This window comes from Microcoleus sp. B4-C1, from assembly GCF_036705285.1.
Lineage (GTDB): Bacteria > Cyanobacteriota > Cyanobacteriia > Cyanobacteriales > Microcoleaceae > Microcoleus.
In genome coordinates this window covers 132176-145058 of sequence record NZ_JAUBUC010000002.1, presented here as the reverse complement: position 1 = coordinate 145058, position 12883 = coordinate 132176, and the positions used below count along the sequence as shown (strand labels likewise).

Genomic DNA, 12883 nt, shown 5'->3' with positions numbered 1-12883 from the left:
ACTTTCAAGAGTGGAAGTTATTTAATTCTCATTCCTAATTACCGATTTCCCATGCGAGTCATCCTCCAGCGAGTCAAATCATCTCAAGTCGAGATTGACGATCGAATTATTGGCAAAATTGGCCGCGGACTTAACTTGCTTGTAGGTATTGCAGACACCGACACCGAAACAGAACTCGATTGGATGGCTCGCAAATGCCTGGAATTGCGTTTGTTTCCCGACTCTGCCACGGATACCGGGCGCTGGGACAAGTCAGTACAAGACATTGGCGGCGAGTTGCTGGTTGTCAGTCAGTTTACGCTCTACGGGGACTGCCGCAAAGGTCGGCGACCTTCCTTTGACCGAGCAGCGGCTCCTGAAAGATCCGAAATTTTTTATGAAAAATTTGTCGAAAAGTTGCGCCAGAGCGGCTTAAAAGTCGAAACAGGCTTGTTTGGAGCGATGATGCAAGTCTCGATCGAGAATGACGGGCCGGTGACTTTGGTATTAGAGAAAGAATCAGGGTGAATTGTTTGCAAACAAAGCTCTGTGTGCTTCTTTCTGATTCCTTCTTCCTTCTTGGATAAGATCAAATTTTCAGATTAACCGGGTTTCCTAACTGCTGTTGCGTAGGTTCTGAAGACATTGCAGATAGCTACACTCTGCCAAGTCTCGATTCCACAATCTCTAACGGCCAAAACCCCCTCAAATAGCCAGTTATTAGATTGTCCACTCAGCGGCCTGGCAGCACCCTCAGTTTTCCTGGCGATCGCCCCACCCACATAACTGCTCAGAATGCTTGTACAGTAAGGCTTTAATGGCAATAAAATCAATCTTCCACAGCCAGCGATTAGAATCAGATTCAGCAGCCAAAAACTGTTGCATGAGAGAGTGGAACACTGGCATAACTACGGTTATCTCTACTTCCGTAACATTCAATGTATAGAGAGTTGAATCAGCACAGCAAGCGAAACCGCCAGCAACTGCCGCCTCACACTCTGACAAATGTCCTCGCACACCCGCTGTGCCCTACCACCCGATAAATGCCATGACTGTCAAAACTGCCACCACCGTCAACTGCAACACCGCTTCTGGCTTCAACTGCATTCCGGCTACCTCCAGCGAACCAAACGCCGAAATCAATACTGTTCCCAGCATCGATATCCTCGCTTTGGCTGACTTCGCCCTCAAAGAATTGCAAGGGGAAATGAAAACTGCCAGCCGCAGCGCTCAAGCAGTGGCGATGCGGATTGCTAAGGAAGTCGAACGGATTTGCCAAAAGAGCGATCGCATCCAAATTTCCGGCGAAGTGGAAGCTTGGCAAATCACCTTGGCGGAGCACCGGTTGCAAAAAACCCTGCAATACTACCGCCTCGGTTCCAAACAAGGCCGCGTCGAACTGCATTCTCACCTCGCGGCTATGATTTACCGCCATGTTGCTTCTTTCCGATCGAACTTGAACTTTCAAGCTCGCTACAACATGATTGAAGACTTTTTGCAAGGCTTTTACATCGAATCTCTGCGAGCTTTCCGCCGCGAACATCAACTCGATGTCACCTACCAGCCCCGCACGCAGCTAGAATTGGCTGAGTACATGGCTTTCACCGAACACTACGCCAAGCGCCAAATCGGTTTGCCCGGCCGCAACCGCCAACGCCTGATCGTGTTGCGCGCTCAAGGATTTGCCAAGGGCCAGCCTCCCGAAACTGCGATCGACATTGAAATGGCTGTAGAATCGGGCAAGGGAGAAGATGCGGAAATTTACAGCCGCTCTCCGGCGCTGCAACAAGTGCGCGAGCAAATGGTATCGGAAACTGTCGATCCGGCTGATGCTGTGCTGCGCGATCGAGTAGTCTCGGAATTGATCGCCTATCTGGAATCGCAAAATCAGCCAGAATGCGTGAATTACTTAACTTTAAAATTGCAAGACCTTTCGGCTTCGGAAATTGACCGCGTGCTCGGTTTGTCTTCCCGCCAGCGCGACTACTTGCAACAACGTTTCAAGTACCACGTCGAAAAATTTGCCCGCACTCAAAATTGGAAACTCGTCCACGAATGGCTGGGTGCTGATGTCGATCAAAAGCTGGGAATGACTTCGGACAAATGGGAAGCTTTTCGCGCTCAACTGTCGCCGGAAATGCAGCAATTGTTAGAAATGAAGCGGAATCAAGAAAGCGACAAGGCGATCGCCACCGCGATCAAATGCACTCCCAAACAAGTCCAAAAACGCTGGGCGCAACTGTTGGAGCTGGCTAGCCAGACTCGCAACAGCAACCAAGCTTAAGTGGTACTCAAATATGAATGCAACTGTTTTCTTGAGACTGGAAAATGCGATCGGGTGCGGCATCTACACAGGACTGCCCGCCCCGGCGTCCGCTCTCAACTCAACAAGGGCTGCTACTAATTTATCGCCGCTTATTGGCAAATTCAATTTATTAAAACAACATTACTTTTTTTAATATCTTTCCTTCCCTGGTTAGGCCGGGGAATTTGTTTTTATTAGTCATTAGTCATCAGTCATTAGCCATTAGTCATTAGTCATTAGTCATTAGTCATTAGTCATCAGTTAGGACAAATTGCTTGCTGAAGAGGCGACCGGGCATATATTCATAATGATATTTAAACATAGGGTGTAGCATAATCAAGGCAAAGTTTTTCAAATGTGTTTGCCCAAAATATCTCACATAAAAGTCTATTTTTAAAGTAATAAATTATGTATATAGCAATCCTAAATCATTCATGTAAATTTGTAGGGGTAGTGCTACCCCTACTCCCCGTGCCTACCCCCTATCTATCGGGGCAACCACGGGGAGTAGGGGTCGGATTGCCCCTACAATAATTACGCGAATAATTTAGGGTTGCTATATATTTTTTATGCGTTAATGTAGAGGATCAAAGTCTAATTTATAAGTGTATTTTTTTATAAAAATAGTTAAAAACCGATTGTGACACTTGAGAGTGCAGAAGGTGGATAAAAAATGACAAGTCATCTATCCAAAGACAGAAAAAAATTAAAATAAATATACTCATCCTACTATTTTGTTTCACTTAATCCTTCATAAGAAGGAAGCATCAAATTTGAGATATATCTAAAATGGGGTCATAAGTTGATATAGATAGAAAAGGAAGGACTGGTATGTTACTTTACAAAATTGAAGATTTTAATCCCAACTACCGCGAAGCTGCTTTTAATGGCGAAGATATCAAAGGTCTGGATATCTATGCTGGAAATACAGATGAGAAGATTGGCTCAATTGATACAGCGCTAGTTGATGAGACAGGACGTTTCCGATATTTTGTGGTTGACACGGGTTTCTGGATATTTGGCAAGAAGGTATTAGTTCCAGTTGCACTTTGTCGAGTTGAGGTTGATGCAGAACGCATCTACGCGACGGGTTTGAGGAGTAAAGACCAAGCAGAAAGACTACCCAGGTATGAGGATGGGATGGTGGTTGATTACGATTATGAAGAACAAGTGCGGGGTGTTTATCGTACTCGAACTGTAGAAGGGTCTGCACCTGTAGAAGCATCATTGCCTTTGGAAACCTCATTGCCTGTACAAGCATCTGCACCAGTTTCTAGGCCGCGTCCTGTCTCTAACCAAGCTAGCGCTGCTGGTTATGACCGCAACACCTACACTTACGAACAAGAGCCTCAATTGTATCAGATGAACGATCGCGAGCATCACAAATTCCGACTCTACGAAGAACGACTGGTTGCAGAAAAAAGCCGTCACAAAGCTGGCGAGGTAGCAATTGGCAAGCGAGTTGAAACTGAAACGGCACGAGTTTCAGTTCCAACAGAAAAAGAGCGAGTTGTAATTGAGAGTGTAACTCCAGCAAAGGCAGGTGCCCCAGTAAATCGGGATACTCCCTTCCAGCAGGAAAAGGTGATGCGTATGGACGTTTACGAAGAAACTGCTGATATCAAAAAAGAAGCTTTCGTGCGCGAAGAAGTTAACATCAGGAAAGAGGTTGAAACCGAGACCGTTGAGGCAACGGAAACACTGCGTCGTGAAGAGTTGGAGGTGAAGAGGGAAGGGCGTTAGAGTGGGAATGAATTGAAAAAGGGTTTGTAGTTGCGCTGTCTTCGCCCACATGAGCGTTGAAGCGCAAATACGAACCTAAAAAATCACTACCACTGCCAAAAAAGGACATGGTTTCTCATGTTTAATTTCTGGCGTTGACCCCTAATAAGTGCAGCATTCCTAGCTTTATCGTTTAGCATCGGTGTGACCAGTTTTTTAGGATATCCTCGATCGCTATTTCTTTTAGCCCAACTTAAACAACAACAGCGGTAGTGCATCCAATCAAGCAAAGCATAAAAATTCATTGGAGGCGGTTAGCACGATCGAGCGTGCGGTCGGTTCTGTTGCTCGCGCTCTTAATTGCCATAACGATAACGTGTATTACCCCGAATTCCGCAGGCGCGCAAGACGAACGGGTAACAGTGCGTTTAGATGGTCGAGCAGTGTTTCGGGTGAGTGCGGTAGAAAACGTAGATGCAACCGCACGTGCGCGGCAGATTGAGCGGCGCATGAGCCGACTGTTGGAGAATCCTACGGCGATCGCACCTCCCCGCATTGAACCGACTCAAGGTAGCGATCAGCGGGTGATTACGATTGCGGGAGTCCCTGTTGTCACCGTAACTAAAGCAGACGCTCAGGATAATTTGACAACGGTTGATACCCTGGCAACTCAGTGGTCAGGGGCGATTGCTACCGCTCTAACGCGAGCCAGTCAGCGCCGTCTTTCCCCTTCGGAACGCTTTGTGGCAGAGGTGCAATCCTCGGTGCAAACCGGATTTGGACGACTGGGTGAATCTGCGATCGCGATTATTCCCCGCGCGCTAGCTGCATTACTGGTGATTGGAGTATTTTGGGCGATCGCGGCTTTGGTGCGCTGGTTGATGCGCGTGATTTTCCGTCACATTGTAGAAGACTTAACAATAGAAAACCTAATCAAACAAGTCGCCTACTATGTTGTCTGGAGTCTCGGTTTTATTGTGGCCCTCGATGCCTTTGGGTTCGATCCGCAGGCAGTTGCCACCGGATTGGGTTTAACGGGTCTTGCTCTCGGCTTTGCTTTAAAAGATATCCTTTCTAACTTTATCAGCGGCATTTTAATTCTGGTATTGCGTCCTTTTGAACTTGGGGATCAAATTGTTGTCGGGGAAACTGAAGGCAATGTCGAGCGGATCGAATTGCGGGCAACCCAACTCCGTACTTATGATGGTCGAGTGGTATTGGTTCCCAATGCGGAATTGTTCACCTCGCGCATTACCAACAACACCGCCGCCCCGATTCGTCGCAGCAGCGTGACTCTGTTTATCGGCTACGATAGCGATTTGCAAACAGCGGTAACTGTGATGACAGAGGCAGCGCAAGCTACGGAAGCCGTGCTCCAAGATCCGCCAGTTTCCGTGCGAATTCGAGATTTGGGACAGGATGACATCTTGGTTGAGGTGCGCTTTTGGACGGACTCGCGGCGTACTGACTTTGTGGCGACAACCTCCGCCGTGAGAGGGGCAATCGTTCTTGCCTTCAAAGATGCTGGCATCGGCTTGCCCGATCCTGATGTGCGAATACTGATGCCGCGCCATCCCGATAAGTGGCGAACCGCATTGGGTTTGGGAGATAGCGATCGGACTCAGGATTCTGACAATGCTAGTCGGTAAGTCAGTAGCATCATAATTACCAATCAACTTTTTGTCAGCCCTGGCACTACTTTTTCGCCAAACGCCTCAATAAACTGCTCTTGTTCTCGGTTAACGTTGTGCAAAATTAGTTCATCAAACCCCAATTCAATATCTTTTTGCAACCACTCAATATGCTGCTCTTGGTCTGCCGAAACGCGGACGTGTTGATATAACTCCTCTGGTTGCACAAACTCCCCGGCGGCATCAAATTGATCGGGTGTTATCAGTTCTGTCAACATTTTGCTTTTGAAGATGTTACTACGCCATTGATCATGAGCGCCTTGTAGTGCTTTCTCTGCATTACTGTTATAGGAAAGCTGCACTTTCAAAATCATTGGTTTCCCTTCTCCGCCACCGCGACGAAACGCATCGACGACTTTTTTTAACTTTTCAGGTGGGCGAGAAGTAGTAATTAATCCATCTGCCCAACTGCCCAACCATTCTGCGGTTTCTGGGGTAACTGCGGCGCCGATAATTAATGGGAGAATTTCCGGGCGGGTATAGAGTTTTGCATCTTCTACGCACACTAAACCGCGATGGGTGACGGTTTCTCCTGCCCAAAGGGCGCGGATAATATCGACACATTCTTTGAGGCGCGCGTTGCGATCGCTCTTAGTAGGCCACTTATCCCCAGTAATATGTTCGTTCAACGCTTGACCGCTGCCAACCGTTAGCCAAAAACGATTGGGAAACATTTCTGCCAACGTTGCCGCAGCTTGGGCAATAATAGCCGGATGATACCGCTGTCCGGGAGCGCAAACAACCCGATAGGAAAGCCTCGGCGTTGCTTGCATTGCTGCACCCAACCAAGACCAAGCAAAACCACTTTGTCCTTGCGCTTCACTCCAAGGATGAAAGTGATCGGAAGAAAGGGCATGGGTAAAGCCAGCTTGTTCTGCCATTTGGACATATTTCAGCAGTTCACTGGGCTTAAACTGTTCGTGGGAAGCATGATAACCAATTTTTGCCATAAGTTTTTAGGAGTTTTGAGTACAGTAGGGGCGGTGCCCCCGTGCCCGCCCTGAGTTTTGAGTACAGTAGGGGCGGTGCCCCCGTGCCCGCCCTGAGTTTTGAGTTAAAATATCCAGACTTAAAAGCAGGTGATTTAATCAAAACGCCGTGTAAAAGTTATGAGTTTTGAGTTAGATAAGTAAAAAAAATATTGTACTCAAAACTTATAACTTTCTGCATAACGGGCAAGCTTATGAACTAAAAATTCGCCGATAGCGAGCTTCAATTACCGAGTAGATGCCATAGGCAATTAAACCCAAAGGTACTAGAGCCAAAATCACTGGACTAAAAGGCTGTTGTGCCACAATTCCCAACACCTCGCCCAATCCTTTCGTTTGACTGGCATCCGATAGCCTTGCTGCTTGAATTAAGAAAAAACCGATTATAACGAAAACAACTCCACGGGCAGCAATTCCGAATCGACCCAACCGTGTCGCCCAAGTTTGCTCGGTTTGGCTCATTTCATTTAGCTTGAAATGGCGGCGAAATTTGGCTTTATATGCTTGGTAGAAATAAGAAAAACCTACACCAATAACAATTGAGCCTGCCAATCCTACCAGCCATTCTCCAAACGGTTGCGCTAAAACTTGGGCGGTCAAATCTTCGGTTGTATCGCTATTACCACCGCCCGAACCCATTATCAGTTTTACAGCCGTTAAAGCCAAACCTGCGTAAGCTAAAGCACTTAAGGCGTAGCCAATGCGTTGAGCAATTCGCTTGGCATCCATTTTCTGTCCTTGGTGTTCTGGGTCGAGAATTGTCTGAACGATACGCAAAAGGGCATAACCAATAATGCCAATCGTTACAAGAAATAGCAGAAATTTACCGAAGGGTTGGTTAACAATTTCTGATAATGCACCGCTAGTATCTGTTGTCCTGCCGCCCATACTGAAGACGGCTTGTGCTGCTAAAAAACCGACAATAAAGTAAACTAAGCCTTTGGAAGCATATCCCAATCTTGCCAGTCGCTCAAACCAGGGATGAGAAGCTGCCTGTCCAATTGAGTCTTTAATGCTGTCGGTGGGTGAGTTGTCCCGTTTCATATTTTTTGACAATTTAGTTGTTAACGACTGCTGCCATACCCAATAGTGCATTCCTGTCCAGCTAACTGAGTTCTTAAACAGATAATTTATGTGATTATTTATTAATTTAAAGATTAGCTTGTTTAGATTTTTTTTTAATCTGTCTTGAGCGGGAGTGTCATCGGTTGATTGAGTAAGAAATTTCACATAAATTGGGCTTGACAAATATAACTTTATGGGTTATCGACTGGCTCTGATGGAGCAGTCTGCCAGCGGTCTAGTATATCTTTGATTAAAACTTCTTTAACCCAAATTTGAATAACAATTAGAATTGGTAGCGCTAAAAATAATCCCAAAAAACCAAAGAAAAATCCGAATGCTGTCACGAGAGCTAAGGTGTAAGCGGGAAGCAGAGATACCTGCTTTTCCATAATGATAGGTGTGACCAAGTTGCCTTCAATTTGTTGAATTAGGAAATAAAGCAACAACACCGCGCCTGCTTTTGCAGGCGAATCTAATAAAGCCAGCAGCAGCGGTGGAATTACGCTTAACATTGCGCCCATGTAGGGAACTAAGGCTAATATGAATGCCAGAATCCCGTTCACAAAAGGCAGTGGAACTTGCAAAAAAAACAAACCAATAATGCTCGTAATACCAATAAAACTCATGCTTAATGCAACGCCTGCCAACCAACCCATTAAACCCTCTTCGCATTTTGAGAGAATTTCATCGGCTCGCTGACGGTAAAAAGCCGGAAAAAGGCTGATAACTGCGTGGCGGTATGGCATCGGATTTACCAGAAGCATACTTGTCAAAACGGTAATTAATAAGGTATTGAGAATCAAGCTTAGATAGTTGGAAAACAACTGATAAATATGCGAACTTGTCCACCGAAAAAGCGTTTGAATTTCTTGGGTTAAATCGTCAATACTGGGAAGGTTATCAAAAATTTGTCCGGGTAATCTTGCTTGCAACCAATAGAACCCAACTCGCAGTTGTTCTATCCCTAGCGGGACGAGTTGGGACAACTCTTGAAATTGATTGCTCAGGCGCGTTACGATGAGAGTTACCAAGACAGCGCTCGCTGTGACTAGAATCGCAACTGCTAAGGCGATCGCCACTCCCCGCTTCGCACCCGACTTCTGCAATCTTCGCACTAAACGGTTGAGAGCGATCGCTAAAATTACGGCGGTAAAAAACAGTAAAACAATCGTTCTAATTGTCCACAAAATATAGAGCGAGGCTACCAAAGCCAAAAAACCGATCCACTTTCCTAAACCCATAACAAAAGCCTCTCTATTCACCCACACTTAACTCTAGCAGGGATATTTTTTTGGCTAAACTTTCTACAGCGAGAGTGAGCGATCGCATCAATTCCGAATCCTCACTGTATTCTGCAGAAGCCAAATTCATCAGCCGCTGACTTTGGCTAATTTCTATTTCCTGACTCCAATCTTGTGCGGTAGTATCTTTATAAACCCCAAAATCCCGCAGATTGAACTGAATGCCGGAGCCACTTGCATGATATTCTGCGAACGTAAAACTCACAGCAGGTATTGGCTAATTGCAAATGAGGGTACGCGCCAAGCCAAAAAAATTGCTGCTATTCTCAAAAAAACGGCAATGTCTATCACGAATGCGATCGCACTCAGGCTTGACTAGGTTCTCAAATTTGAGAGAGGAGTTTTCCTTCCCAATTACAGCGATCGAACCAGCTAGAAGCCTCCACAATCGCATTCGTGGTTGAATTTTTGAATTGGTCAGGTTTTCTTGTACTCAAGGAATTAATTTTGTACAAAGATACCTCCTAACACTGCCACTCTTACATTTTCACCCTACACCTATGTATTGGAAAGATTGTGCAAAATTAAAGCAAATAGCGGAATATCTTACTTAAGATATATTGCTTTTACATTCAATTTTAAAATCACCCAACTTAAGATAGATGTTGCACAACTATTTTTTCTCTACAGACACTTTTTAGAAAAACCCAAAGTTCATTCTCAGGTTAGGCGCGTCGCTATTGTTTAGTTTGTATCCTGAGAACTACGAAGTTCATATAATTTAACAAGAGCGAGATGACACAAAATAGCGATCGAGCCAGCGAAGCAATAGAATTGCTGGGTCAACAAAAGTTGGAACTAAGCGATCGCGATCGTGAAGAGATCATTGAGCGCATCCGTCCCACTGCCTTAATCATTCACGAAACGATTAGGATTGAGGGTGAAAGTGAGTTGTTGCGTCCAGTTTCAGCCCTAGCTTGGTCTGGATTAGCCGCAGGACTATCTATGGGATTTTCCCTGGTGGCTCAAGGTGTACTCCAAGCAAATTTACCGCAGCAATCTTGGAGTTCCATCATTGTCAGCCTTGGGTACAGTATCGGCTTTGTCATTGTGGTGATGGGGCGTCAGCAGTTGTTCACTGAAAATACCCTGACTGTCATTCTGCCTTTGTTAAACGATCGCAGACGCAAAGTTTTTATGCGAGTGCTGCGATTATGGGGAATTGTGTTAGCCAGCAATTTGTTAGGTGCATTCATATTTGCCTCAATAGTTGCACAGGTTGGAGTCTTCCCGCCTGAAATTCAAACAGCGTTTGGCGAAATAGGTTTAAGAGTTATCGATGGAGGATTTTGGATAACTTTATTGCGGGCAATTTTTGCGGGTTGGTTAATTGCTTTAATGGTGTGGCTTCTCCCCGCCGCTGAGTCTTCCCAACTGTGGGTAATTGTTATCATCACTTCCCTGGTTGGGCTAGGTGAATTTCCTCATATTATTGCCGGATCGGTGGAAGTTTTCTATGCAGTGGCAATTAAAGCTGTTTCGTGGCCCGAATATTTTGGCAAATTCATGATACCTACTCTAATTGGTAATATTTTAGGCGGAGTTACCTTAGTCGCTGCCTTAAACCATGCCCAAGTTGCTCAAGATGACCTCTAGAAATTGATCTCACATAAACCACATAAAGGGCATGGAGAACCCCGATTTCTCTAAGAAGTCGGGGATGTGCGAGCTTAAGATAGAAGGAGATTGATGATGACTACAAACTGGCGTGGCTATCGAGTTGCAGCTTGGGTAGGACAGGCGTTATTAACAATAGCAGTAATAGGTGCTCTGAGTCAGGGAAAATGGCAAAATGCCTTGGGGTTAGCCTTATTCTTAGTAGCATCCCTGGCGTTTGTGGTGATGGTCGATCGCTTGCCAACGCTGTTTGATTTCCTGTTTGTGCTTGCTGCCTTACTCAACGCCGGAGGCTGGGTTTTCGGACTATTTTACCAACCGGGACTTTATGATGAAATTGTTCATGCTTTCACGACTTTTGCCGTGACTTTAGCATTTAGTTTTTTAGCATACAGTTCAATGCTGACTATTTTTCGCAACCATAAACTGCTGTACTTGCTAACAATAACCAGTTTTGGGATTGCGATTGGTGCTTTGTGGGAAGTTACCGAGTGGACGGCTGGTATTGTTCTCTCAACCGAAGTGATTGGGAGCCTGGATGATACGATTATTGATTTGATTATGGATAGTTTGGGAGCTGCAATAGCTGCCATAACGGGCTTATGGACGTTGCAAGAATGGATGCGTCCCAGTGCGACAGTTGGGAATCAAGCATCTATCGCCAATAGTCCGAGCGATCGCACTTAACTGAACTGAAAGGAATATTATCATTTTTTCTTCAATCATCTTTCATCAGATAGATATTTTATTATTGCCTCCGACAGATGGCAAGCTTTGGAGACTTGAGGTTAAATGGATATATAAGCAACATTTTGAAAGAATGTAGAACGTAGAACACAGACAATCGACCTTGAGCCAAAGTAAATTTTTAATAATTTAAATTTTCTTTTCACATTACTGCAAGAGGTTGGTTGTTGCGATTTAGGAGGATTTTATGAAAATAAAATCATTTTCAACGGCAATTGGACTGGTTCTGTTGGGTTCAACCATTTATTTACCGGAAATTGCCCTAGCTAGCGCCAAACCCTCTATCCAAGTAGCTCAACGAAGAGTAGTCGGCTCGGATATAGACAGTTTTACCGCGTATCCAGTACAGCGATTAGATCCGGGAACTCAACTCTTTTTCGTGCTGCGAGGAACCCCGTATTCTAGAGCTACCTTGACTATCCCAAATGCAGTGCAAAATCTGCCGATGCGGGAGGTTCAACCCGGAGTTTACGAGGCAAACTACATGATTCGCGAGGGCGATCGTATTTCCGAAAATACTGTTGTGCGGGCAAATTTGCAACAAGGCGATCGCATCAGTAGCACCCGCTTGCAACAACCTCTAGTTGCGGGTTATAGCGATCGGCGCTTTCAATCTTTGTCTATTAACCGCTTCAGTGCTCAACCAGTACAGCAGTTAGATCCGGGAACCACGCTCAATTTCAAATTGCTCGGCACTCCCAACGCTACAGCTAATTTCTCCATTGAAGGAGTTGCTTATAACATCCCCATGCGGGAAGAATCCAACGGCGTTTACACAGGGGAATATACGATCCGCAGCCAAGATTATTTCCCCCCTGCTGGTGCGGCGGTTACTGCTAGTTTGCAGTCGGGAAATCAAGTTATTCGTTCCCGTTTAGATCGAGAACTAATTGCTGGCGATGATGGCCGTTCCAACACTGCCGAAATCCCGCTAGAAATTATCACTCCCGAAGAAAATGCTCGCGTCAGCGGGACGGTTGAAGTGGAAGGACGCAGCGCCCCAAATGCGACAGTTAATGTCAACGTTCAGGCTACCTCTTCTGTGGCAGGTTTATTTGGAGTTGAACGAAATATCCTCGAACGCACAATTCGGGCGGATGAACAAGGTAAATTCAGCTTTGCTTTTAAGCCGACCATTTCTCTACCAGGAACCCGATACGAGGTGAATCTCAGTTCTAGTAGAGGCGATCGCACCAGCGAAGAAACTTTGGTACTGTTTCAAAATTGAGCGGTGACTCGCGACTATTGCCAAAAATCTGGCACACCTGACTAAATTTGAAAGATTCCATCAGAAGATATCTATGTATCAACTAAAAAATCGCTGAAAAAAAACGCCAGGGATATTACAAATCATCTCTGGCAGTTTATTAATCGGTATGCCAACCATGCCTCTTGTTGCATCAGCAACTCCTCAGATGAAACGACTAAATAGGATGGCAATTAAGGAGTTTTAAGAGTTCACCCTGA

At 45.4% G+C, this 12883-nt stretch carries 12 protein-coding genes; 7 read left to right on the top strand and 5 right to left on the bottom strand.

Annotation, left to right across the window (positions count from 1 at the left end):
• Positions 1–51 precede the first annotated feature (51 nt).
• Entirely contained in the window at positions 52–507 is a 456-nt protein-coding gene (gene dtd / locus QUB26_RS01595; protein WP_333240947.1) for a D-aminoacyl-tRNA deacylase, read from the top strand.
• A 225-nt stretch (positions 508–732) separates the two neighbouring features.
• Here the strand turns inward: dtd and QUB26_RS01590 are convergent, their stop codons facing one another.
• Positions 733–984 (bottom strand): hypothetical protein, encoded by a 252-nt coding sequence (locus QUB26_RS01590; protein WP_333240799.1) that lies wholly within the window; start codon positions 982–984, stop codon positions 733–735.
• A 43-nt stretch (positions 985–1027) separates the two neighbouring features.
• Here QUB26_RS01590 and QUB26_RS01585 point away from each other — a divergent pair, with 43 nt between their 5' ends.
• From QUB26_RS01585 to QUB26_RS01575, 3 genes are all read left to right on the top strand, one after another.
• A complete protein-coding gene (locus QUB26_RS01585; RefSeq protein ID WP_333240802.1) occupies positions 1028–2263 on the top strand; it encodes a HetZ-related protein in 1236 nt (411 codons plus the stop codon).
• 852 nt (positions 2264–3115) lie between these two features.
• Positions 3116–4027, top strand: coding sequence for a DUF2382 domain-containing protein (locus tag QUB26_RS01580; protein WP_333240806.1), 912 nt, complete (start codon positions 3116–3118; stop codon positions 4025–4027).
• A 401-nt stretch (positions 4028–4428) separates the two neighbouring features.
• Positions 4429–5655 (top strand): mechanosensitive ion channel family protein, encoded by a 1227-nt coding sequence (locus tag QUB26_RS01575; protein WP_333240809.1) that lies wholly within the window; start codon positions 4429–4431, stop codon positions 5653–5655.
• Positions 5656–5678: 23 nt separating this feature from the next.
• Here QUB26_RS01575 and QUB26_RS01570 read toward each other — a convergent pair whose 3' ends face one another.
• The 4 genes from QUB26_RS01570 to QUB26_RS01555 form a co-directional block, all read right to left on the bottom strand.
• On the bottom strand, positions 5679–6647 hold the full coding sequence (locus tag QUB26_RS01570; RefSeq protein WP_333240813.1) for a TIGR03885 family FMN-dependent LLM class oxidoreductase: 969 nt from the start codon (positions 6645–6647) through the stop codon (positions 5679–5681).
• 231 nt (positions 6648–6878) lie between these two features.
• Complete coding sequence (locus QUB26_RS01565) at positions 6879–7730, bottom strand: DUF1206 domain-containing protein (protein WP_333240817.1); 852 nt, start codon at positions 7728–7730, stop codon at positions 6879–6881.
• Positions 7731–7942: 212 nt separating this feature from the next.
• Positions 7943–8992 carry an AI-2E family transporter gene (locus QUB26_RS01560; RefSeq protein WP_333240819.1) on the bottom strand — a complete coding sequence of 350 codons (1050 nt, stop codon included), beginning with the start codon at positions 8990–8992 and terminating at the stop codon, positions 7943–7945.
• Positions 8993–9005: 13 nt separating this feature from the next.
• The gene (locus QUB26_RS01555) at positions 9006–9257 is read right to left on the bottom strand and encodes a hypothetical protein (protein ID WP_333240823.1); all 252 of its coding nucleotides are present in this window, start codon (positions 9255–9257) and stop codon (positions 9006–9008) included.
• Between the two features lie 530 nt (positions 9258–9787).
• Between QUB26_RS01555 and QUB26_RS01550 the strand changes: the two genes are divergently transcribed.
• The 3 genes from QUB26_RS01550 (at position 9788) to QUB26_RS01540 (ending at position 12644) form a co-directional block, all read left to right on the top strand.
• Entirely contained in the window at positions 9788–10648 is an 861-nt protein-coding gene (locus QUB26_RS01550; protein WP_333240827.1) for a formate/nitrite transporter family protein, read from the top strand.
• 93 nt (positions 10649–10741) lie between these two features.
• A complete protein-coding gene (locus QUB26_RS01545) occupies positions 10742–11356 on the top strand; it encodes a hypothetical protein (RefSeq protein ID WP_333316279.1) in 615 nt (204 codons plus the stop codon).
• A 247-nt stretch (positions 11357–11603) separates the two neighbouring features.
• Positions 11604–12644, top strand: a complete 1041-nt coding sequence (locus QUB26_RS01540) for a hypothetical protein (protein WP_333316277.1) — start codon at positions 11604–11606, stop codon at positions 12642–12644.
• The last annotated feature ends 239 nt before the right edge of the window (positions 12645–12883 follow it).

Coding starts and splice junctions, on each gene's coding strand:
- dtd (WP_333240947.1), top strand. CDS start 52: ATGCGAGTCATCCTCCAGCGAGTCAAATCATCTCAAGTCGAGATTGAC.
- QUB26_RS01585 (WP_333240802.1), top strand. CDS start 1,028: ATGACTGTCAAAACTGCCACCACCGTCAACTGCAACACCGCTTCTGGC.
- QUB26_RS01580 (WP_333240806.1), top strand. CDS start 3,116: ATGTTACTTTACAAAATTGAAGATTTTAATCCCAACTACCGCGAAGCT.
- QUB26_RS01570 (WP_333240813.1), bottom strand. CDS start 6,647: ATGGCAAAAATTGGTTATCATGCTTCCCACGAACAGTTTAAGCCCAGT.
- QUB26_RS01565 (WP_333240817.1), bottom strand. CDS start 7,730: ATGAAACGGGACAACTCACCCACCGACAGCATTAAAGACTCAATTGGA.
- QUB26_RS01560 (WP_333240819.1), bottom strand. CDS start 8,992: ATGGGTTTAGGAAAGTGGATCGGTTTTTTGGCTTTGGTAGCCTCGCTC.
- QUB26_RS01550 (WP_333240827.1), top strand. CDS start 9,788: ATGACACAAAATAGCGATCGAGCCAGCGAAGCAATAGAATTGCTGGGT.
- QUB26_RS01545 (WP_333316279.1), top strand. CDS start 10,742: ATGATGACTACAAACTGGCGTGGCTATCGAGTTGCAGCTTGGGTAGGA.
- QUB26_RS01540 (WP_333316277.1), top strand. CDS start 11,604: ATGAAAATAAAATCATTTTCAACGGCAATTGGACTGGTTCTGTTGGGT.